Origin of the sequence: Stutzerimonas stutzeri (assembly GCF_024448955.1) — a bacterium.
Classification (GTDB): Bacteria; Pseudomonadota; Gammaproteobacteria; order Pseudomonadales; family Pseudomonadaceae; genus Stutzerimonas; species Stutzerimonas stutzeri_AQ.
In genome coordinates, this window is the sequence record NZ_JAMOIH010000002.1 from 171,095 (window position 1) to 189,440 (window position 18,346).

The 18,346-nt window shown below is 62.4% G+C and carries 15 protein-coding genes; 3 read left to right on the plus strand and 12 right to left on the minus strand.

Translation table 11 applies throughout. The features are described 5' to 3' along the window. Positions 1-20: 20 nt before the first annotated feature. From NA645_RS02785 to NA645_RS02835, 11 genes are all read right to left on the minus strand, one after another. Complete coding sequence (locus NA645_RS02785; protein WP_256047409.1) at positions 21-233, minus strand: hypothetical protein; 213 nt, start codon at positions 231-233, stop codon at positions 21-23. Beyond that, a complete protein-coding gene (locus NA645_RS02790) occupies positions 230-1,351 on the minus strand; it encodes a PepSY-associated TM helix domain-containing protein (RefSeq protein WP_256047410.1) in 1,122 nt (373 codons plus the stop codon). Before NA645_RS02790 ends, NA645_RS02785 begins: the two co-directional genes overlap by 4 nt. After that, the gene (locus NA645_RS02795; protein ID WP_256047411.1) at positions 1,351-3,777 is read right to left on the minus strand and encodes a TonB-dependent receptor; all 2,427 of its coding nucleotides are present in this window, start codon (positions 3,775-3,777) and stop codon (positions 1,351-1,353) included. Before NA645_RS02795 ends, NA645_RS02790 begins: the two co-directional genes overlap by 1 nt. Positions 3,778-3,905: 128 nt before the next feature. Next, positions 3,906-4,892 (minus strand): FecR family protein, encoded by a 987-nt coding sequence (locus tag NA645_RS02800; protein WP_256047412.1) that lies wholly within the window; start codon positions 4,890-4,892, stop codon positions 3,906-3,908. Continuing rightward, positions 4,889-5,407 (minus strand): RNA polymerase sigma factor, encoded by a 519-nt coding sequence (locus tag NA645_RS02805; protein WP_256047413.1) that lies wholly within the window; start codon positions 5,405-5,407, stop codon positions 4,889-4,891. The genes NA645_RS02800 and NA645_RS02805 overlap by 4 nt, the downstream gene beginning before the upstream one ends. A gap of 131 nt (positions 5,408-5,538) precedes the next feature. Continuing rightward, on the minus strand, positions 5,539-6,243 hold the full coding sequence (locus NA645_RS02810) for a 3'-5' exonuclease (protein WP_256047415.1): 705 nt from the start codon (positions 6,241-6,243) through the stop codon (positions 5,539-5,541). Continuing rightward, the gene (locus NA645_RS02815) at positions 6,240-8,174 is read right to left on the minus strand and encodes a putative nucleotidyltransferase substrate binding domain-containing protein (protein WP_256047416.1); all 1,935 of its coding nucleotides are present in this window, start codon (positions 8,172-8,174) and stop codon (positions 6,240-6,242) included. The genes NA645_RS02810 and NA645_RS02815 overlap by 4 nt, the downstream gene beginning before the upstream one ends. Positions 8,175-8,359: 185 nt before the next feature. Then, on the minus strand, positions 8,360-8,764 hold the full coding sequence (locus NA645_RS02820; protein WP_256047417.1) for a phosphate ABC transporter substrate-binding protein: 405 nt from the start codon (positions 8,762-8,764) through the stop codon (positions 8,360-8,362). An 11-nt stretch (positions 8,765-8,775) separates the two neighbouring features. Next, positions 8,776-9,936: a hypothetical protein gene (locus tag NA645_RS02825; RefSeq protein ID WP_256047418.1), complete on the minus strand. Its 1,161-nt coding sequence runs from the start codon at positions 9,934-9,936 to the stop codon at positions 8,776-8,778. Positions 9,937-9,956: 20 nt separating this feature from the next. Further along, positions 9,957-11,579, minus strand: a complete 1,623-nt coding sequence (locus NA645_RS02830; RefSeq protein WP_256047419.1) for a methyl-accepting chemotaxis protein — start codon at positions 11,577-11,579, stop codon at positions 9,957-9,959. A 278-nt stretch (positions 11,580-11,857) separates the two neighbouring features. Continuing rightward, entirely contained in the window at positions 11,858-14,038 is a 2,181-nt protein-coding gene (locus tag NA645_RS02835; RefSeq protein WP_256047420.1) for a malate synthase G, read from the minus strand. A gap of 272 nt (positions 14,039-14,310) precedes the next feature. On the opposite strand from NA645_RS02835, the gene NA645_RS02840 reads away from it, so the two are divergent. Then, a complete protein-coding gene (locus NA645_RS02840) occupies positions 14,311-14,829 on the plus strand; it encodes a glycine cleavage system protein R (RefSeq protein ID WP_256047421.1) in 519 nt (172 codons plus the stop codon). Positions 14,830-14,858: 29 nt separating this feature from the next. On the opposite strand, the gene rarD is transcribed toward NA645_RS02840, so the two are convergent. Then, complete coding sequence (rarD, locus tag NA645_RS02845; RefSeq protein WP_256047422.1) at positions 14,859-15,752, minus strand: EamA family transporter RarD; 894 nt, start codon at positions 15,750-15,752, stop codon at positions 14,859-14,861. Between the two features lie 191 nt (positions 15,753-15,943). On the opposite strand from rarD, the gene NA645_RS02850 reads away from it, so the two are divergent. Further along, on the plus strand, positions 15,944-16,711 hold the full coding sequence (locus NA645_RS02850; RefSeq protein ID WP_256047423.1) for an SDR family NAD(P)-dependent oxidoreductase: 768 nt from the start codon (positions 15,944-15,946) through the stop codon (positions 16,709-16,711). Continuing rightward, complete coding sequence (gene treF / locus NA645_RS02855; protein ID WP_256047424.1) at positions 16,708-18,309, plus strand: alpha,alpha-trehalase TreF; 1,602 nt, start codon at positions 16,708-16,710, stop codon at positions 18,307-18,309. Before NA645_RS02850 ends, treF begins: the two co-directional genes overlap by 4 nt. Positions 18,310-18,346: the final 37 nt, after the last annotated feature.

Genomic DNA, 18,346 nt, shown 5'->3' on the forward strand with positions numbered 1-18,346 from the left:
GATGCCGCCTGCTATGGCAGTCAGGGCTGCTGGCGCTGGTTGATCCTTTCGCTACCGGCATGGCTTCGGCGGCCGAGTAGCAAAGGCCAGAGACCCAGTCCCGCCTGCGCGCCGAGCCCGAGCCAGGCCAACGTATCCCACCAGCCATCACCGAGCAGCGCGGCGAACAACCCTGCTAAACCGAGGAGGGCGATCAGGCCGGGCAGCAGAAACGTCGATTGGCGCCAGCTCATGCCATCACCTCGCGTGTCGATGTGGCGCCGCGACGTCGTACCCACCACAGATAGAGCCCGCTGCCGAGTACGATGATGGTCAGCACGTCCAGCACTGCCCAGAGAATCTGCATCGGCCGGCCGCCGTAATCGCCGAAGTGCAGCGGCGAGGACAGCGACAGCGCATCCATATACCAGGGGCGGCTGCCGGCAGCTGTGATGTCGAGCGTTTGCGCATCGATCAGCACCGGTGTGAGCAGATGCGAGGTCAGATGGCTATTGCCGTTCATGAACACCGTGTAATGATGCTCGCTGGAAAAACGCGTACCGGGAAATGCAATGAAATCCGGCTGCATGCCTGGTGCTGCCTGAGCGGCGATTTCCAGCAACTGACTGGCCGGTGCGCGTTCCGTCAACGGCGGGGCATCCCGGTAGGGCTCGAGCATCGCGCTCAGGGATTCGGCACGCCAAGCCTCGATCAGCAGGTCCGCACAGGCGCTGACCACGCCGGTGATCCCCACTACCAGTGCCCAACTGAGCGTGACCACACCAATCAGATTGTGCAAATCCAGCCAGCGGGTACGGCTGGCTCGTTCATGCCGCACCTGGGCAAATTCCAGTCGCCGCATGAACGGCGCGTAGAGCACTACTCCGGAAATGATGGCGACGACGAACAGCAGTCCCATGAAAGCCAAAAGCAGCTTGCCGGGAAGCCCGGCGAACATGTCCACGTGCATGCGCAAGAAGAACATCATCAGCCCGCCATTGGCCGCCGGCATTTCCAGCGCTTCGCCGGTGCGCGCATCGAGCATGAAGGTATAGGACGAATTCGGCTCGGTGCCGGCGGTCGCCGCCATGATGGCGACCACACCGGACGGCTCGTCTGCTTCCCAGCCCAGGTACTGGACCACCTCTTCCGGCCGATGCCGTTCGGCCGCGGCGACCAGCTGCTGCAGATCCAGATGCGGGGTGTCGGCAGGCATCTCACGCAGCTCGGGCGCCTCGCCAAGCAGGTGCTCCAGCTCGTGGTGAAAGATCAGCGGTAGCCCGGTAATGGCAAGCATCAGCAGGAACAGCGTGCAGATCAGGCTGGTCCAGGTGTGGACGAAGGACCAGCGACGGATTGTGGTGGTTCGCATTAGAACTCCAGCTGCGCCGACAGCTTGAGCGTGCGGGGTGCCCCAAGGTAATGGCTGCTCAGCCAGTATTCCTCGTCGGTCAGGTTGCTCAAGTTGGCGCGCAGGGTCAGAGCTCGTTCATCCGCCAAGGCCATGCGATAGCGACCGCCTAGGTCGAAAGTGGTGAACGAGGGGATGGTGTGGTCGTTGGCCTCGTCGGTGTATTGCTTGCCCGTATAGAAGGCGCCACCGGTGAGTGTCAGCCCGGGTACGCCGAAGATCGCGTATTCGCCGTACAGCTTGGCCAGGTGCCGCGCCACGTCGACCGGGCGATTGCCGTCGTTGGCAGCGTTCGCCGCGCCTTCTACGACCGGATCGAGCAAAGTGACGCCGCCCACCAGCGTCAGTGCTGGGGTAACGTTGCCCGTTACGCTGAACTCCAGGCCCTTGTTGTTCTGCATGCCATCCTGAACGAAGAAGTTGGCTGCATTGGTGTAGGTGTTGGGCTTCTCGATGTCGAACAGCGCAACGGTGTACAGGGCACCGCCGAGCTCGGCTTTCGCACCGATTTCGTACTGCTCGCTGACGATCGGCGCCAGTGCCTGGCCGGCGTTGTTCGAGCCGCTCGGCGCCACGCCACCCGTCTGCAGACCTTCGATGTAGGTCACGTACGTAGTCAGCCACTCGACGGGCTTGTAGACGAGCGAGACGTTGGGCGAGGTTTTAGTTTCGCTGTAGTCCTCGATCGCCGGCGGGCTGCCGAACGCTTCGACCCAGACGAAGTTGTCGCTGAAGGTCTTGATACGTGAGTGCGTCACGCCAAGGATCGTCGACCATTGCTCGTTGAATGTGATGACGTCGCCGATCAGTACGCTGTCGGCCTGGGAGCGGTTGGCCAGATGGTAGTCGCCATCGCCGAGGTCGTAGGCGGGCTTGGCCACCTGCGGCCGCTCGCTGAAGGGCACTTCGGGCGTGACCGATACATATTGCGGACCCGGAAAGGGAATGTAATCGGTGTTATAGCGAACCCGTGCGATGTTTCCTTGGTAACCGAAGGTCATCTCATGGCCGATGCCCACGGTGTCGAAAACCGCATCGAGGAAAAGGTTACCGGAGGTCTCTTCGGTTTCCACCGGGGCGAAGGCGTAGAGCGGCTGGACGTACACGCCGGCCGAGTTCACGGTCGGCCCCGTATAGGCGTATTCGGTCGTGTACTGGCTGTAGCCGAGCGCGCCGCGCAGGCTGAACACGTCGCTCAGGCGCCACTGGAAGCGGCTGCCGACACGGTCGTGGCGGCTGTCGTTGTAGGCCCAGCGTTGGCTATAGAGCTCGTCGTTCTCCAAGTCGTCGGCATCAGGCCGGAATGCTTGATCGGCGAAGTACCAGTAGCTGGTGAGGCCCCGCGTCTCGCTCTGCTTGTGCGAGGCGTCGAACTGGATAAGCAAGTCGTCGCTGACGTTCCAGTCCAGTGCGACGCTGGCCATGTGACGGCGTTCGACCTGTCCGTCAATGGCGGTTTCACCATCCTGGGCGAGCAGGTTGGCGCGGTAGGCGAAGCGACCTTCGCTGTCGATCGGCCCGCCGAAGTCGCCGTGCAGGTACTGGCTCTCGCCGCCGGGGGTGCCGTAGGTCACGCTGTTGTAGCGCTCGGCAGTGGGGCGCTTGAGCACGTAGTTGACCAGTCCGCCGGGGCTGGCCGGACCATAGAGGAAGCCGGACAGACCGCTGAGGATTTCCAGACGCTCCATTTCCTCGATGAAGTTGCCGCCATCGTAGCCGTTACTGAAGCGCAGGCCATCATTGGCGATGCTCAGGTTGCCGACGCCGCTGAAGCCGCGAATGGCTACCGCGCTGGCGTAACCGGCGCTGGTCGGGGAGGTGAACTGCGTGGTCGGGCTGAGCTTGAAGATGTCGTCGCTGGAGGTGGCCTGGATGTTATCCATCAGCTCCGACGAAATCACTGTCACCGAATAGGGAGCATCTTGGAGTGCCATTCCGCCCAGCGCGCCGACGTTTCGCACGGCGCTGGCGCGATAGCCGCTTTCTTCGCCGCCCTCAGCCAACGCCTCGGTTGCCGTCACGGTGACATCCGGCAGTGCCATCGCCTCGGTTGCTGCCTGCTGCAAACTGAAGCTGCCCGAAGGGTCCTGACGAAGTTCGAGTCCGGTGCCGCGCAAGGCTCGCTGCAGCGCACCCTGGCCATCGAAGCGGCCTTGTACCGGCTCGGCCAGGCGGTCGCGGGTCAACGCCGGATCGATGCTGAGCACCAGTCCCGCTTCGGCGGCGATACGATTGAGGGTCGAGGCCAGAGGTGCGGCGGGCAGAGAGTACTCGCGAACATCGCCAATAACTGCTTCGCCGTTGGCCGCCTGGGCCAGTAGTGGCAGTGGTGCGACGGCAATAGCAACGGCCAGGAGGCTGGGACGGAACAGTGAAAGCGATGGCATTTGTGAATGACTCCCGAATAGGAATATGTCTCAGTTATTCATCAGGCCGGATCAGAAATGAAAAGTGATAGGGGCAACTGAAAATATTTTCATAGGGGCCCGCAGCGCCGCTGTGGTGGGCGCCGTCGCTACTTGCCCGGGGGGCTGACGGGTTGCGCCGGAACCACCTTTACCCACCAGTCGGTGTGACGTTCGATCCGCACCGGAAGGCTGGGCGGAAGCGCCGCCAGGGCCCGGTCGGTGTCATGCAGCGGAAAGCTGCCGCTGATGCGCAGGGACTCGAGGCTCGGATCGAGGCCCAGATAGCCGCGGCGGTATTCGCTCAGTTTTTTCAGCAGTTCACTCAACGGCAGGTCATCAACGACGAGCATGCCGTGGCTCCAGGCATCCGCCGCGATGGGCGCGGCCGAACTCTCTCCAAGGCGATTGCGATGCATCAGCACCTGCTCGCCAGCGCCTATGGTGCGGCCCGTTTGCCCGTCGTCCGGATGCGCGGCGACCGCCGAGCGCAGCACGATCAGCCGAGTGGCATTCCCTTCGCGACGAACGATGAAGCGCGTACCCAGCGCTCGAAGGTCGCCATGTGCGGTTTCCACGATGAACGGTCGCGGGTCGCTTCCCGGCGCCGTTTCCACTAGCACTTCTCCTTGATGCAGGAACAGTCCGCGTCGCCGCTCATCGAAGCGGATGTCCAGTGCGCTGCGGCTGTTCAGCTGGATGCGGCTGTTGTCGTCCAGCGTAAGGCTGCGCTGCTCGCCTGCGCCGGTGCTTGCGTCTGCGAGCCAGACCGGCAGCGGGCGCGCCTGAAGCGCAAGGCCGATACCGAGCAAGCCGAGCAAGGCCAACCCCAGAAGCGTGCGGCTAACGGCATGCTGCCGTTTGGTCGCGGCATTGCGCTGCAGGGCGCGCCTAGCGCTTGGCGAGTTGATCGTTCCCAGACGCCGATCGATACCCCCCAGCTGCGCCCAGGCCTTGGCGTGCTCGGCGCTTTGGTTCAGCCAGCGCTGGAGTTCGGCGTCGAGCTGGATACCCGCTGCGTCGTCCCCCAGGCGCAATTGCCAGGCGATAGCCTCATCGAGGACGCGGGCCGATACCGGTGTGCGGTCCAGGCTCATGTCGGCTCGCCGTAGACGGCGATGTAACACTGGCGCAGCGCCCGGGCGAGATACTGCCGCACACGCGGGACCGACACGCCGAGGCGTTGGGCAATCTCGGCATGCGTCATGCCATCCAGGCGGTTGTAGAAGAATGCCGCGCGCGCATTCGCGGACAGTTGACCCAGCAGCGCATTCACCTCGCGCAGCGCCTCGATGATCTGCAGCTGCTCCTCGGCGCTGGGTTGCGTTTCTTCCGGCTGAAGCGCCAGTTCATCGAGATAGGTGCGTTCCAGCGCACTGCGGCGAAAATGGTCAATCAGCAGGCCGCGGGCAATCGTCGCCAGCAGCGCTCGCGGTTCGCGCACCTCACCCAGGTCATTGCGTTTGAGCAGGCGCAGGAATGCATCCTGGCTCAGGTCCTCGGCGCGATGCGGGCAGGTCTGGTAGCGCCGCAGCCAGCTGAGCAGCCAATCACGATGGTCGCGATACAGCGTGCCTACAAAAAGTTGATTGGACGATTCACCCGCCGACAAGACGAACGCTCCGAGGCCTGGATTGGCCGGTAACGAGAACTATTCGCAGCATGATCGCAAGTTGCCGTTAGCGGTGCAACGACTGGCTATCGGTTACGCGACAGATCTGGAGAGATTCATGTGCGGCGGTGCTACATCAATTGCGCCTGTTGGCGCCGACGCCAATTAGTCAGCCGCTGATTCAGCGCCGCCAAGCTATCCAATCCTTGCCGGCGCGCCTTACTGAGCAGGATCAGCGCCAACTCGGCCGTTACGAGCGCGTCGGCGCTGGCATGGTGGCGCTGCAGCACTTGCAGGCCGAAACGACTGCACCAGTCGTCCAGCCCATTCTGTCGCGGGCGATTGTCGGGACATAGCATAGGTGCGAGTTCGGCCACGTCGAGAAACGGGTGACGCAATTTGTGGCCGAGCGTCTGCTTGAGCGCGCGAGTCAGCATGCGCTGATCGAAACCGGCATGAAACGCCAGAATCGGGCTGTCAGCGACGAACTCCATGAAATCCAGCAACGCTTCGGCGGGATCTTCGCCGGCTTCCAACTCGCTCGGCGCGATGCCGTGGATAAGTACGCTCTCGCTGATTTTCTGAGCCGGTCGCAGCAACGTCGACTCGAACTGCTGGCCCAGGTCGATGCCGCCGTTCTCGATGACCACCGCGCCAATGGACAGAACGATGTCGCGACGCATATCCAGCCCGCTGGTTTCCAGGTCCAGCACCACCAGACGCGATTCACTGAGCGGGCAGGTAGCGGGTGCCGACGGCACGGGTAGCCGGTCGCGTCGCTGCAGCTGTTCAAGGTCCAGTACCGGACCACGCATGTTGAACCAAGGCATGTTCATAACTGATAACGCAGGGTCAGGCTGCTCTGCAGGCGCTGGGCCTGACGGAAAGATTCGCGCAGGATACGACGGTCCAGGTGGTTCAGGGTGTCAGGGTCGAGCCGGTTGGAATAGGGCCGCCCCTCGCGTGCCTGCTGCTGGTGTTGCTGCATGCGCGTCTGCTGGATGAAATGGTAGGCCTCTTCGTAGGCCGCGCCATCCTTTTCGTCGATGACCTGCTTTTCCACCAGCAGCCGCAGCCGATCGAGCGTGTTGGTGCTGGCGATACCATTGGCCAGCGCCAGCAGCCGGGCCCCGTCGACGAAGGGCGTCAGGCCCTGCACCTTGAGATCCAGCGTCGCCTTGCCGTCGCCTTTGCGGGTCATGACGAAGTCACGGAACCGGCCTACCGGTGGCCGGTGACGCAACGCATTTTCGGCCATCATCCGCTGAAACAGCCGATTTTCTGCAATCTCTTCGAGCAGGTCGCTGCGCAGCCGCTCGCAGCCATCGCTGGAGCCCCAGACCGCTCTCAGGTCGAAGAAGATGGTACTGCCGAGCAGGTTCTCCGGCGTCGACTCCCGGATGAACGAGCTGAAGCGCCGACGCCATTCTTGGCGCGACAAACACAGCTGCGGATTGCCGGCCATGATGTTGCCCTTGCACAGTGTAAAGCCGCAGGTGCCGAGGTCCTGGTTGATGCGCTCGGCGAGTGGCAGCAGTCGCCCACGGATATGTGCGGCTTCAGCTGCGTCCTCGGCTTCGAAAAGGATGCCGTTGTCTTGGTCGGTATGCAGCGTCTGTTCGCGCCGTCCCTCGCTGCCGAAACACAGCCAGGTAAAGGGGACGCCGGGATCGCCCAACGCTTCGATGGCGAGTTGAATGACTCGGCAGACCGAGTGATCGTTGAGCAACGTGATGATGCGGGTGATTTGGGTGGACGAGGCGCCGTGCGCCAGCATGTTGTCCACCAATTGCTGGATACGGCTGCGAATAATGACCAGCGTCTCGACGCTATCGGCATGAGAAATGGCCTGCGCCAGATGAACCAGATCGACGCGCTGTAGCGAGAACAGATCGCGCTCGGAAATAACGCCGCGCAGCAGGCCGTTCTCCACCACGCAAATATGGCCGATGTGCCGCTCGGTCATGGCAATCGCAGCGTCGAACGCGGACGCGTCCGGCGGCAGATGGAACGGGTCCTGCGTCATGAACTGGGCGATCGGCATCGACAGATCGGTCGTGCCGGTACCGATAACGCGGCGTAGATCGCGTAGCGTAAAGATGCCCTGGGGGTGCAGGTCCGCGTCGGTCACAACGATGCTGCCCACGTTGTTTTCATGCATCAGGGCGACCGCTTCGTTCAGCGGCATCGAGGGCAGGCAGGAGACCGGATGGTGTAGAGCCAGCTCGCCGACACCGCTGTCCAGGGAGTATTGAGCGCCGAGATTTTCCACCGCCCGCATCTGCGCCTGCTGGTTGACCAGATCCAGCAGGCTGCTCACGCCGCGCATGGCGTAGTCACGGAACGCGGCGGATTTGGACACCAGCTTGACGAAGGCCGGCTTGTTCAGCAGAAAACAGAAGGTGTCCTCTGCGGCGAAATGCCCGGTGCGGGTTGCGCGCTCGCCCATCAGGGCGGCCATCGGGAAGCATTCGCCAAGGATCACTTCGAAGGTGGTTTCGGTTCCGCGCTTGCTTGTGTGCGGCCGCTGGCCATGCACACGGCCCTGCTTGACGATATAGAAGTGCTCGACGATGCCATCGTCGGGCGAAATGATGCAGTCGCCTTCACTGTAGAAGCGCAGCTGGCAGTTTTCGACCAGATAGGCGAGGTGACCCGGTTCCATCTGATTGAACGGCGGATACTTGCGCAGAAATTCCATGGTCCCGTGAATGTTCTGCAGCACGGCAGTCTTGCCTGCCTCGGCGAAGGCATCGGCTTTGCTCATGGTTCGCTTCCATTTTTTAAGCGCCCAATGGTGGGCCGTGGGTCCGGAGGGGCACATTGGACGTAAGTCTAGTCGCCGAGGGGAGCAACGGGCTGACAGGCGTCAGCTCATTCGATAAGGGTCGGCGAATTTTGCGCGCAAAAAAAACCGCCCGGATGGGCGGTTTTTTGCAGCAAAGAATCAAATCACGGCAGGGTGAACAGCACCTTGACCGAATCGTTGACCGCCGCGCTGTCGACGTAGCCGATGGCGTCGGCTTCAGCGGCGACTTTGGCCACCACGGCCGCGTCATTGGCGACGCTCGACATCGGTTGGCCCTTGCCGGTGAACACCAGACCGGACCAGTAGGACTTCAGCTGCGACTCGTTCTTGTTGGTGACCGCCGAGTAGAAGCTTTCCTTGGCCGGTGTCCAGTCCTTGAGGTCCACGCCTTTCATGGACTTATCCTTGCCCAGGAAGATGTTTGCGACGTCCGACTGCGAGAGTGCCTTGGCCGCGCCTGGATTGACGATTACGGCGACCTCGGCCTGAGCCAGGGCGGCCACGCCGAGCAATGCTGCGCTGCTGAGGATGCGAAGGGGTGTTTTCATCTGGACGCTCCTCAAAATACGAAGTCGACGCCGACGGAGATGATGTCGCCGTCGTAGTTGCGGGCAGGCGTGCCGATGAAACCGGAGCTCAGGTCGTACGCTGCGTTCTCGTAAACTTCCTGGGCGTTGCGGGTGAACACGCCGTCGTAGCCGTTCTTCGTGTCGACGCGCTTGTACTCGCCCTTGACCACTACAGTCGGCGCGGCCTGGTAATTGAGGCCCATCGTCCAGGAGCTCTGACGGCCACCGTTGTCATCCAGTTGCGCGTAGGTCACATGCGGCAGGAAATCACCGAAGCGACGGCCACCCATCAGGTAGAAGGAATCGATCGACTCCATGCCATCGTTTTCGATCATGCGCGAGGTCCACTCGTTACTGCTGATCCAGGTACCGTTGTCGTATAGGTAGCCGATCGAAGTGAACTTGCCTTTCTCTTTATCGAGTGTCAGCAAGCTCAAGGGCATCATCGTGCCGCCGCCGACATCCACCGTGCCGCTAATATCGGTCTTGATATCCGCCTCGACATAGCCGATGCGCAGCATGCCGAAATCGTTGGTGGCCAGGCTCACGCTGGCGCCGAACAGCTTGCCGTAATCGATATCGAACAGTTCATCGTAGGCGTAGTAGTCGCGATTCTTCGCCTGACCGCCAGCAACCTGGAAGGTCACCGAACCGTAGGAAAGCGGCACGGTGTAGACCGCATCCACGCCTTCGTAGTTGGTCACCTGGACCTGGCTGTAGACCTCGTCGGGCAGGCGCAGCCAAGGGTAGCTGTAGCCGACGTCGAGGCTTTCGGAATACATGTAGACCGGGCTGCGCAAGCGACCGGCGCGGAGCATCAGCTGATCATTGGTCTGCCAGGAGAGGTAGGCCCATTCCAGATTGGCTTTCCAGTCGTCCTGTTCGGCCTTGGCCGTGACCTGCACAGTGGCGCCGACGGTGTCGGTGACGCCGTACTGCAGCTGCGCACCGAACTTGGATAGCTGGTCGCCGCGCCAGGAATCGTTGGTCTGGCCCTGCACGCCATAGCTGCGACCTTCGTCTCCACCGCCCAGATGGGTAAAACCAACGGTACCGAAGCCGTTGAAGCGGTGCTCGCCCTGTTCCAGCGCGAAGGCTGGGGTAGTTGCCAGGCAGATGGCTGCCAGGCCGATAACACGTACTGCGGTCATCAGGATGCTCCTAAAGCAATTTAAACGCGGAATTGGGCCGTGGCCGCACGCAGGTGATCGCCCGTGCTGACCAATTGTTCGCCCAGACGGGCAGTGGCTTCGGCGCCGTTTGCGGTTGCTTGTGCGTCCTGCTGCAACACTTGGGTTTCTTGTTGGATGGAACTCGACAGGCCTATCTGCTCCTGAGTGAACTGGGCGATGCCGGCGTTGAGTTCGTCGATCTGGTTGACGGTCTGCGCAATGGTTTCGAGCAATTGGGTAGCCTCTACCGAGCGCTCGATGCTCGCCCGCGATTTCTCGCCATTGCTGGTCATGACATTGAGCACCGTGTTGGCGCTGGTTTGCAGTCGCTGGATGATTTGCTGTATCTCGGCGGTCGAGGCTGCGGTTTTCTGCGCCAGGTTGCGCACCTCGTCGGCGACCACGGCGAAGCCGCGGCCTTGCTCACCGGCGCGGGCGGCCTCGATCGCAGCGTTGAGCGCTAGCAGATTGGTCTGCTCGGCAATGCTGCGAATCACCGTCAGCACGGAACCGACTTCCTGGGTTTCCTCTTCCAGTTGCTCCATGGCCTGCACGGCGCTCATCACGCTGTTGCCCAGATCACTGATGCCGCTGGACAGACTGCCGACATGCTCGCGGGCTGCGGCGGCCTGGCGGGCTGCGGAGTTGGCTTCGTCGGAGGCCTGCTGCGAGCGCTGCGCAACTTCCTGGATGCTGCCGGTCATGGTGAGAATGTCACGGGTGATCGAGTCGGTATGGTGCTGCTGCGACTTGGCGTTCTCCTCCGAACCCTGGGTCAGGTTGTAGAGCTCCTTCGACACCTGGCCGAGCGGGCTGGCGGCTTCGATGATCTGGCGGATGGTTCGCTGCAGCTTGTCGAGGAAACCGTTGAACAGTTCGATCATCGCGCCGATTTCATCGTTCGAGGAAACATTGACGCGCTGCGTCAGGTCGCCATCGCCGCGGGCGATGGATTGCAGCGAGGCGATCACGCCGCGCACGTTAGCCATCACGCTACGAATCACCAGCCAGGCGCCAAGGCTCACCACAACCACTAGCACGAGGCTGAGGATAATGCCCAAGCGCGTGGTGGCGGCGTTGTCTTCGCGGGTCTGGGCGAGCGTTTGACGGAAATCTTCGTACGCGCCGGTGCGGAACTCGGAGGCAAGTTTCTGCGCCTGGGCCAGATCGCTGGCCATGCGATCGAGGCTTGGACGCAAGTCATCGAACGAGGCGCTGCCGTCGATCAGCTTTGCCGAGGCACCAAGCGCATTGTCGGCGTAGGCCTTCACCGCGGTGCGCCAGTTGTCGAGCGCCTGCCGCCGTTGCGGCTCGCCCGCCAGCAGAGCAGCCAGCGCTTGTTGCTGGGTGTCGATATCCGCCAGGACTTCGCGTGCCTCGCCGAGTAGACCGGCCTCGCCCGCAGCTACGGCGTTGTTGAGCAGGCCGGGAATACGGGAAAACTGAAAGATCACCGCATCGGCTTTTTCCAAAGTGGGATAGCTCTGCTTTTCCAGCGTCACCAGCCGAGAGTCGGTCGCTGAGAGCTGCAGCGAGGTATAACCCACATACAGAACCAGCCCGAACAGGGCAACGGCGGGCACCAACAATAACTTCGTGGTGAGCGAGAAATTCTTGAACATTGGATCACTCCACAACGGGGCGGCGGATACTACGAGACAGTGAGCGATGCCGAAAGGCCATCAGTCGGAAAGATTGTGACTGCATTTTGTTGTTCGGTCACGTTATCGGCTGCCGCAGGTGGAGGTTGAATACCGTTCGGCGCTTCCAAGTATTCGTTTCTGCGCGTGGCTCGGTGCTGTTTTGCTGGCAGTCGCACTGATCCCTCGCCGGCTGCGCTCCGAAAACCATAAAAAAAAACCGCCCCGGAGGGCGGTTTCTCTGACGCTGCGGTGCGGATTTACAGGCCGTTCTTGGCCTTGAACTCGCGGCGGCGGCGATGCAGGACCGGCTCGGTGTAGCCGTTGGGCTGCTTAGTGCCTTCGAGGACCAGCTCTAGGGCGGCCTGGAAGGCGACGCTGTTGCCGAAGTCCGGTGCCATCGGGCGGTACAGCGGATCACCTTCGTTCTGACGATCGACCACTGGCGCCATGCGCTTGAGGCTTGCGACGACCTGGTCCTGAGTCACTACGCCGTGACGCATCCAGTTGGCTACGTGCTGGCTGGAGATGCGCAGGGTGGCGCGGTCTTCCATCAGTGCGACGTCATTGATGTCCGGTACCTTGGAGCAGCCCACGCCCTGTTCGACCCAACGCACCATGTAGCCGAGGATGCCTTGCGAGTTGTTGTCCAGCTCGTTGCGCTTTTCCTCGTCGCTCCAGTTGGTGTCCTTGGCCAGCGGGATGGTCAGGATGTCGTCCACCGAAGCCTTGGTGCGCTTGGCCAGCTCGGCCTGACGCGCGAACACGTCGACCTTGTGGTAATGCATGGCGTGCAGCGTGGCGGCGGTCGGCGAGGGGACCCAGGCAGTGTTGGCGCCGGCCAGCGGGTGACCGACCTTCTGCTCAAGCATGGCGGCCATTAGGTCGGGCATGGCCCACATGCCCTTGCCGATCTGCGCCTTGCCCTGCAGGCCGCAGGCCAGACCGACGTCGACGTTGTTGTCCTCGTAGGAGCTGATCCACTTCTCGCCTTTCATCGCGGCCTTGCGAACAACCGGGCCGGCTTCCATGGAGGTGTGGATCTCGTCGCCGGTGCGGTCGAGGAAGCCGGTGTTGATGAACACCACGCGCTCGCGCGCTTCCTTGATGCAGGCCTTGAGGTTGATCGACGTGCGGCGCTCTTCGTCCATGATGCCGACTTTCAGGGTATTGCGCGGCAGCTTGAGCACGTCCTCGACGCGGCCGAACAGTTCGGTAGCGAACGCCACTTCTTCTGGGCCGTGCATCTTCGGCTTGACGATGTAGACCGAGCCGGTGCGGGTGTTCTTGCGGGTGGTGTTGCCGTTGAGGTTGTGCATCGCGGCGAGGCTGGTGAACAGGCCGTCCATGATGCCTTCCGGCACTTCGTTGCCGTCCTTGTCGAGGATGGCGTCGTTGGTCATCAGGTGACCGACGTTGCGGATGAACAGCAAGGAGCGACCATGTAGGGTCAGCTCGCCGCTGCCATCGGCCTTGCTGTACACGCGGTCGGGGTTCATCGCGCGGGTGATGCGCTTGCCGCCCTTTTCCAGTTCCTCGACCAGGTCGCCCTTCATCAGGCCGAGCCAGTTGCGGTAGACGATGGTCTTGTCGTCGGCGTCGACGGCGGCGATGGAGTCTTCGCAGTCCATGATGGTGGTCAGCGCCGCTTCCATCAGGATGTCTTTCACGCCGGCGGCGTCGGTCTGGCCGATGGGGCTGGCCGGGTCGATCTGGATCTCGAAATGGATGCCGTTGTGCTTGAGCAGCACGGCGATCGGGGCGCTGGCGTCGCCCTGGAAGCCGAGCAGCAGCTGCGGGTCTTTCAGGCCGGTGGTGCTGCCGTCTTTCAGCGATACGGCCAGCTTGCCGCCTTCGATGCGGTAGCCGGTGGAGTCGACGTGCGAGCCGGAGGCCAGCGGTGCGGCTTCATCGAGGAACGCGCGCGCGTAGGCGATGACCTTGTTGCCGCGAATTTCGTTGTAGCCCGGGCCTTTAGTGGCGCCATCTTCTTCGGAGATGGCGTCGGTGCCGTACAGGGCGTCGTACAGCGAACCCCAGCGGGCGTTGGCGGCGTTCAGCGCGAAACGAGCATTCATGATCGGCACCACCAGCTGCGGACCGGCCATGCGGGTGATTTCTTCGTCGACGTTCTGGGTGGTGGCCTGGAAGTCTTCGGCTTCGGGCAACAGGTAGCCGATTTCCTGCAGGAAGGTCTTGTAGGCGGCGAAGTCGTGAGCCTGACCGGCGCGGGCCTGATGCCAGGCGTCGATTTTCGCCTGCAGTTCGTCACGCTTGGCCAGCAGAGCGCGGTTTTTCGGCGCCAGATCATGGATGACGCTGTCGGCGCCGGCCCAGAAGGCCGCGGCATCGACGCCAGTACCGGGGATCGCTTCGTTGTTGACGAAGTCATACAGGACTTTGGCGACCTGCAGGCCACCGACTTGAACGCGCTCAGTCATTACTCGCCTCACTTGGTTCTTCAAATCTTCGGACGATTCTTCTTGTAGTCCGGGTCGGCGGATACTACAGGAACCCGTCCGGAAAAGCAGTTCGTTGCGCTTGTCAGCCCAGGTCGACGGCGCGGCACTGGAGATCAATTTGCCGTGCTAAAGCGGCGAAACCGACACCTTGTTCTATACCTATGGAACCGGGCTCCATGGGTGCACGACTCACGCTCAGGCGCACGCGGCTTTCGCCGGTAGCGCAAGAACCAACTGAAGAGGAGCCAGACATGGACCATCTCGTCCTGACAGTCATCGCCGAAGATCAGCCGGGGCTGGTCGAACGTATCGCCAACTGCATCGCCGCGCATGGCGGCAACTGGCTGGAGAGTCGCATGTCGCGCATGGCCGGGCAGTTTGCCGGAATTCTGCGGGTCGCGGTGCCGGCCGAAGCGCATGCCGACCTGATCGCCGCGTTGCAGCAGCTGGAGCGACAAGGCATCCGCGTGGTGTTCGCGCACAGCGGCGAAGAGCCCGAGCGCAGCTGGCGGATGATCCAATTGCAACTGGTGGGTAATGATCGTCCCGGCATCGTCCGCGACATCACCCGACTGCTGGCCGGGCACGGCGTCAACCTGGAAAGCCTGGACACCGATGTGTTGCCCGCGCCGATGACCAACGAATTGCTATTCCATGCCGATGCGCGCCTGGCGGTGCCGACCGAGCTGTCGCTGGAAGCGTTGCAGCAGCACCTGGAAACCCTGGCCGACGATCTGATGGTGGAGCTGAAATTGCAGTCAGCGGACTGACCGCTAACTACACCGGCGCATGCGTCGCCTCAGGCTTCAACGCTCCTGCGCATTAGCCGCCAGGCGTCATAGCTGTACACCGCCAGCCCGGCCCAGATGCAGATGAACGCCACTTGGCGGTCCGCAGGGAAGGGCTCGTTGAACACCCACACCGCCAGAATCAGCAAAAGTGTCGGGGTGATGTACTGCAAAAATCCGAGGGTCGAATAGGGCAGATGACGTGCTGCGGCGTTGAAGCACAACAGCGGCAGCAGGGTGACCGGGCCGGCGGCTACCAGCCACAGTGCCTGAGGTTCGGTCCAGAAGGACCATTCGGTGGTCGGCCCGCTGCCAAAGAAAAACAGCCAGATCAGGGCGATCGGCAGCAGCAGCCAGGTTTCCACCACCAGGCCAGGCAGCGCCGCCACCGGCGCCTGCTTGCGCAACAGGCCGTAGCTGCCAAAGCTCAGCGCCAGCACGATCGCGACCACCGGAAAGTCGCCGAGCGTGATCAGCTGCAGCAGGACGCCGGTCGCCGCCATGGCTACCGCAAGCCATTGCAGCGGACGCAGGCGTTCGCGCAACACGATCAAGCCGAGCAGCACGTTGACCAGCGGGTTGATGTAGTAGCCCAGGCTCGCCTCGAGCATGTGATCGTTATTCACCGCCCAGACGTAAATCAGCCAGTTGGTCGCGATCAAGACGCTGGAAATCATCAGCACGCCGATTCGGCGCGGATGCGCCAGCAGCTCCTGCCACCAACCCGGATGGCGCCACAGCATGAGGACCAAAGTGCCGAACACCGCCGACCAGATGGCGCGCTGGGTAACGATCTCGAGCGCCGCGTATTGCTCGATGGACTTGAAGTAGAGCGGGAACATGCCCCAGATGCAGAAGGTCGTCAGACCCAGCAAATACCCTTTACGTAGATCGGCGGTGGCCATGGTGGTCCTGTAACGGAGCAACGGAGAGCCGGGCATTTTGCGCCTGCGGCAGGCCCTTTGTCTGCCGCTGCGATGGTTCGCGCCGTTGAAGCAATTGGCAAACACACAGGTTGAACGCAGCCGACAGCAACCCGTCTCACCTGAACGACTCAGGGGCGTCGTTGCGCTCCGACAGCCACATGAGGTCTGCGATGAATTTGCACGACAAGGTTGCATTGGTTACCGGTGGCTCGCAGGGCATCGGTCGCGGTATCGCCGTACGCCTGGCCGAGGCGGGGGCTGATCTGGTCATCAACGGGCGGCACGATGACGACGACGTTCGGGAGACCCTCGAACAGATCCGCGCGCTGGGCCGGCGTGCCTGCTTCATCTCTGCCGATGTCGGCGTGGTCGCCGAATGCCAGCGGCTGGTCGAGCAAGCGGTCGAGCAGATGGGCCGCCTGGATATCCTCGTCAACAACGCCGGGGTGCAGAAGCATGCAGCCTTTCTCGATGCCGGCGAGGCCGATTACGACCAAGTACTGAACGTCAATCTGCGCGGGCCGTTCTTTACTGCTCAGGCGTTTGCGCGATACCTGCGCGACGAGGGGCGGGGCGGGCGCATCATCAACAACAGCTCGGTTCACGAGGAGTTGCCATTCCCCAACTTCACCAGTTATTGCGCCAGCAAGGGCGGTTTGAAAATGCTCATGCGCAACCTGGCGATCGAGCTGGCGCCGTTGGGCATCACCGTCAACAACGTTGCGCCGGGCGCGATCGAGACGCCGATCAATCGCTCGCTGATGAACCAGCCGGAAAAACTCGCCGGCCTGCTGGAGAACATCCCCGCCGGCCGCCTCGGCCAGCCACGCGACGTGGCGGGCGCGGTGGCCTTCCTAGCCTCTGACGAGGCCGATTACATCACTGGCACCACGCTGGTGATAGACGGCGGACTGCTATGGAATTACAGCGAGCAATGACTGATATCGATCATAAAGGCCCCTTCGATTACGACACGCATGCGGTCTCCGCCGCCGACACCCTGACTCCGGCGGACCGCTATCAGGAGCTCTTCGTGGCGGTGCAGACACAGCGTGTGTTTCCGGATAGCAAGACCTTCGTCGACTGCGCGCCGCGCCAGCATCCCGAGCGCATTCTCGAAGCCTATCGCGCTCGATCGGGCGAGCCCGGTTTCGATCTGCGCGCCTTCGTTCACGAGCACTTCAGCGTATTCGAACTGCCAGCGAAGGCGTTCGTCGCCAATCCCAACGACAGCCTGAGCGAGCACATCGACCGGCTATGTCCGGTGTTGACCCGCCATCCACGCCAGCACCCGGAGTTTTCTTCGCTGCTGCCCCTGCCGCACGACTATGTAGTGCCGGGCGGGCGTTTCACCGAGCTGTATTACTGGGATTCCTACTTCACCATGCTCGGCCTGGACGAGAGCGGGCATTGTGAGCTGCTGCGTTCGATGGCCGACAACTTCGCCTACCTGATCGATACCTATGGCCATATACCCAACGGCAACCGCTCCTATTACCTGAGCCGCTCGCAGCCGCCGGTATTCGCGTTCATGACCGATCTGTTCGAGGAAACCGGCGTGCATCGCGCCAGCGATTACCTGCCGCAGTTGCGCAAGGAATATGCGTTCTGGACCGATGGCGGCGACCAGCTGCGTCCGGGCGAGACGCATCGCCGCTGCGTTTGCCTGGCCGATGGCAGCGTGCTCAACCGTTACTGGGATGACCGCGATACGCCGCGCGAGGAGTCATACCTCGAAGACATCGAGACCGCGCGCTCATCGAGCCGGCCGGCGCATGAGGTCTACCGCGACCTGCGCGCGGGCGCGGAGTCGGGCTGGGATTTCAGTTCGCGCTGGCTGGGCGACCCGCAGCGGCTATCCAGCATTCGTACCACCAACATTATTCCGGTGGATCTGAATAGCTTCCTTTACAAGCTCGAACGGCAAATCTCCCGTCTCAGCGAGGTGAAGGGCCAGCACGGCTGCGCTGCCGAGTTTCGCCAACGTGCGGAGGTGCGTCTGAAGGCGATCGACCGGTATCTATGGAGCGACCGGCACGGCGCCTATTTCGATTACGACTGGACGCTGCAAAAACCGCGCGACAACCTCACCGCCGCGACGTTGACGCCACTGTTCGTGCAGCTTGCCAGCGCCGAGCAGGCGGCGCGCGTCGCCGATATCGTCCGCGAACGGCTGCTCGCGCCGGGCGGACTGTCGACCACCGAAGTCGGCGACAGCGGCGAGCAATGGGACCGCCCCAACGGCTGGGCGCCGCTGCAGTGGATAGGCATTCGTGGGCTGCAGGCCTACGGTCACGAAGCGCTGGCACTGCAGATCGAAGAGCGCTGGCTGAGCATCGTCTCGCACCTCTTCGAGCGGGAAAGCAAGCTGGTGGAGAAGTACGTCCTGCGGCCCTGCGTCGAACATGCGACCGGTGGGGAATATCCTCTGCAGGACGGTTTCGGCTGGACTAACGGTGTGACCCGCAAGCTGATGCAGGAAGACCCGACCCATGAAGTGCATCGTTGTCGGGCGGGGCAGTGCCGCTCGGCGTGAGCGAAGTCGGGAGTGACACGTTTAGGTCTGCCGCGCG

Bases quoted from the DNA above. Each gene is read 5' to 3' on its own strand.
- NA645_RS02830 (WP_256047419.1), bottom strand. From the start codon at position 11,579: ATGTTCAAGAATTTCTCGCTCACCACGAAGTTATTGTTGGTGCCCGCC.
- NA645_RS02850 (WP_256047423.1), top strand. From the start codon at position 15,944: ATGAATTTGCACGACAAGGTTGCATTGGTTACCGGTGGCTCGCAGGGC.
- treF (WP_256047424.1), top strand. From the start codon at position 16,708: ATGACTGATATCGATCATAAAGGCCCCTTCGATTACGACACGCATGCG.
- rarD (WP_256047422.1), bottom strand. From the start codon at position 15,752: ATGGCCACCGCCGATCTACGTAAAGGGTATTTGCTGGGTCTGACGACC.
- NA645_RS02840 (WP_256047421.1), top strand. From the start codon at position 14,311: ATGGACCATCTCGTCCTGACAGTCATCGCCGAAGATCAGCCGGGGCTG.
- NA645_RS02790 (WP_256047410.1), bottom strand. From the start codon at position 1,351: ATGCGAACCACCACAATCCGTCGCTGGTCCTTCGTCCACACCTGGACC.
- NA645_RS02820 (WP_256047417.1), bottom strand. From the start codon at position 8,764: ATGAAAACACCCCTTCGCATCCTCAGCAGCGCAGCATTGCTCGGCGTG.
- NA645_RS02785 (WP_256047409.1), bottom strand. From the start codon at position 233: ATGAGCTGGCGCCAATCGACGTTTCTGCTGCCCGGCCTGATCGCCCTC.
- NA645_RS02815 (WP_256047416.1), bottom strand. From the start codon at position 8,174: ATGAGCAAAGCCGATGCCTTCGCCGAGGCAGGCAAGACTGCCGTGCTG.
- NA645_RS02825 (WP_256047418.1), bottom strand. From the start codon at position 9,936: ATGACCGCAGTACGTGTTATCGGCCTGGCAGCCATCTGCCTGGCAACT.
- NA645_RS02835 (WP_256047420.1), bottom strand. From the start codon at position 14,038: ATGACTGAGCGCGTTCAAGTCGGTGGCCTGCAGGTCGCCAAAGTCCTG.
- NA645_RS02795 (WP_256047411.1), bottom strand. From the start codon at position 3,777: ATGCCATCGCTTTCACTGTTCCGTCCCAGCCTCCTGGCCGTTGCTATT.
- NA645_RS02810 (WP_256047415.1), bottom strand. From the start codon at position 6,243: ATGAACATGCCTTGGTTCAACATGCGTGGTCCGGTACTGGACCTTGAA.
- NA645_RS02800 (WP_256047412.1), bottom strand. From the start codon at position 4,892: ATGAGCCTGGACCGCACACCGGTATCGGCCCGCGTCCTCGATGAGGCT.